A 3,038-nucleotide genomic window follows, 5' to 3' on the forward strand; every position below is an offset into this window, starting at 1 on the left:
GTGAACGCACCCGACGAGGAGCCCGAGGACCAGGAGCCCGAGGACAGCAGCGGGGAGGCGGTGAAGTCACCCGACACCGAGGAGCCGGTGTCGAGCATGCCGACTGCTGAACCGCCCGCGGCGTTTGCCACCGGCTGCACGCCGTCACGCAGCGACGCCTTGGTCGGCTTCGATACGAAGCCCTCGGCCAGAAGGCTGGAGACCGGCACCGTGCCGGTGATGATCTCGCGGGTCTTCTCGCCCTTGGCCATGGTGGTCTTGGTCGGCGCCTTGGCCGCCGGAACCGTCTCCGCCGTGGAGTTCAGACGCTGGAAGTCGCCCTTGCCGGGATCGTCGCCAGACATCGGCGTCGTACCACCGTCGTCCGCACAGTCACCCGTGGTCGGCGAGGAGTAGACGCACTCGGGCAGCAGCATCAGACCGAAGCGCTGCGCGGCTGCCGGACCGTAGAGGTCACGGAAACCGGTGGTGTCGACGGTGAGGGCCACCTCGGCGGCCGGGTCGACCGTCGCCGGCGGCGTCACCTTCATGACAAGACCCGACACACCCGCGTCCTGCGAGGTGGCCTGTGGGGCCAGATCGACCGTCCAGTTGCCCGCCACAGCCGACGGGTCGCCACCCTCGGGCACACCCAGTGCGATCGGCAGACTGTTCGTCACCGGCACTGTGGTGCCCGGTGTCGATGACGCGTCCAGCGTCACGTTGCCGGTGCCCGCAGGCCACGCCGCGGTCTTCTCCGGCGTGTACTGCTCGACCGGGACCTCGGGCGCCGTGCTCAGCGTCTTCTGCGCTTCGGCATCACCGTTGAGCTCAGTGCTCTTCGGAATGTCGGGCAGATCGACCGAAGTGGTCTGCTCTTCGCGGTTCATGCCCGGGCCCGGGATGGCCAGCGCCTGCCCGCCCAGGCTCGTCACGGTCAGTGTCGAGGACAACAAAAGGACGGTCGCTATGCGGCTTCGCCGCCTGCGCCGTCGTATCGACTCCGTCATGACTGGGCGTCTACGCCCCAGCCATGACAGCGGACTTGAAGCACGCATACGCGTCGACTCCCACCAGCCACAACGTGAAGGAAAAGAAAAACGGAAAGGGGTTGCAGAAATGCCAAGAAGCGCACGCTTGTTGGACGCCCGCGGGTGCACTTTCAGCCATCACGGCCATGGCGTGCAAGATCGAAATCGATCACACAGCGTGACACTCTGTGATCTTGCTCACGCCCTATTGGTGCCTAGATTGCGACTATTGATGCCCGATCAGGCAACGAGGGAAATTCTGCACACTTCCGTCATCACCCCTCCCTGAAAGCCGCAAACCGGGTGTTTATTGGCCTCACGGAACACGATCTTTGGGTTTCAGTAACGGATTAATAAACTTCTCATGTGTGGACGCCTTGTGTCGGGTGTGTGATCGTGTGCGCTCCTGTGCCCCACGGTTCGCCGGAGGGGCTCGTTGTGCTGTCCGCAATCCATCTGGTTCACACGGGAGTAGACCGCCGTGACCGCGCCGCCTTATCTCAGCCCCTTCGTGCGCACGCGCACGCGGCTGTCTTTGACCATCGGCCTCGTGCTGGCCGCTCTCACCGCTGCCCTCTTGCCCTGGTGGCAGCCCGATTCCGCGCCTGTGACGAACGCCGGTGGCAAGTCCACCGACGCCAAGCAGGCCTCCACCGGCCCGAAGGACGAGGCCGCTGCGAGGGCCGAGGCCGTCCGCAGTGGCAAGAAGGTCCTCGTCGACACCGCCACCTCGGCGACCTCGCTGACGTGGGCGCTGCCCAACGGGCAGATGCGTTCGCAGATGCACGCGCTGCCTCAGCGGGCGAAGAACGCCGCCGGCAAGTGGGCCCCGATCGACAACAAGCTCCAGCGCTCCGACAAGGCGCCCCGCGGCCTCGGCATCACGCCCGTGAACGCGGCCCTTCCGGTGCGGTTCTCCAGCGGCAGCGCCGAGAAGTCGCGTGCGGACCGTTCGTTCGCCCGTGCCGAGACGCCGGGTGCGTCGCTGCTGGCCGAGGTCGAGTTCGGCGGTCACACCATCGCGTACACCTGGCCGGGTGTGCTGCCCGAGCCGGTGCTCGACGGCCCGCGTGCGCTCTATTCCGAGGTGCTTCCGGGTGTCGACCTGCTGCTCGTCGCGCGTGAGGAGGGCGGTTTCGCCCAGGTCCTCATCGTCAAGACGCCGCAGGCCGCCCAGCAGGAGGCGCTGAAGTCCGTCTCCTACGGGCTGCGCTCCGCCACCGCGACCTTCCAGCACGACACCAAGACCAACCGCGTGCTCGTCCTGGACAAGGCCGGCAAGGAGGTCGGCTCGATCCCGACCCCGTTCGCCTGGGACTCCAGCGGCCGCGACCCCGAGCTGCCCGCCGGCACCGTCAACCGGACTTCGACCGCTACGCCGGGCGATGTGCTGAAGCTGTCGGGCCTGACCGGTATCGAGCCCAGTGCCAAGTCCGCTCAGCTGCCCGTCGCCCTCGACGGTGACAAGACGGGTGCTGCCCGTCTCGCGCTGAACGTCGCCGGGAGCGGGCTGCTGGCCCGTAAGGACGTGAAGTTCCCGCTCTTCGTCGACCCGACGATGAACTCGGGCTGGCAGGCGTGGACGACGGCGTACCGTCCGTACCCGAACTCCAGCTTCTACAACGGTACGAACTTCTCCTCCGGTACCTCCGATGCCCGTGTGGGCTACGAGTCGGACACCGGTGGTCTGGGCCGTTCGTTCTGGCGGATGGGTTTCGACTCCAATATGAAGGGCGCGACCGTCACGGCGGCGTCCTTCAAGGTGCTGAACAACCACTCGTGGTCGTGCACCAGCCGTGAGTTCAAGTTCTACTTCACCGGGGCGATCTCTTCCGGTACGACGTGGAACTCGCAGCCGTCGTGGACGACTCATCTGCAGTCGAAGTCCTTCGCGCACGGTTGGTCGACGTCCTGCCCGGACGAGTACGAGACGTTCAACAACTCCGCGGTCCTGTCCGCCGCGCAGCAGGCCGCGACCGGTGGCTGGTCGAACATCACCTTCGGCATGCGTGCCACCAGCGAGTCCGA

The 3,038-nt window shown here is 66.4% G+C and carries 2 pseudogenes; one reads left to right on the forward strand and one right to left on the reverse strand.

Annotation, left to right across the window (positions count from 1 at the left end):
* Positions 1 to 989: pseudogene (locus ACIGEZ_RS34145) on the reverse strand (sugar-binding protein); the annotation flags it as partial.
* Between the two features lie 502 nt (positions 990 to 1,491).
* On the opposite strand from ACIGEZ_RS34145, the pseudogene ACIGEZ_RS34150 reads away from it, so the two are divergent.
* Positions 1,492 to 3,038, forward strand: a pseudogene (locus tag ACIGEZ_RS34150) (hypothetical protein); the annotation flags it as partial.

Origin of the sequence: Streptomyces sp. NPDC085481 (assembly GCF_044541845.1) — a bacterium.
Classification (GTDB): domain Bacteria; phylum Actinomycetota; class Actinomycetes; order Streptomycetales; family Streptomycetaceae; genus Streptomyces.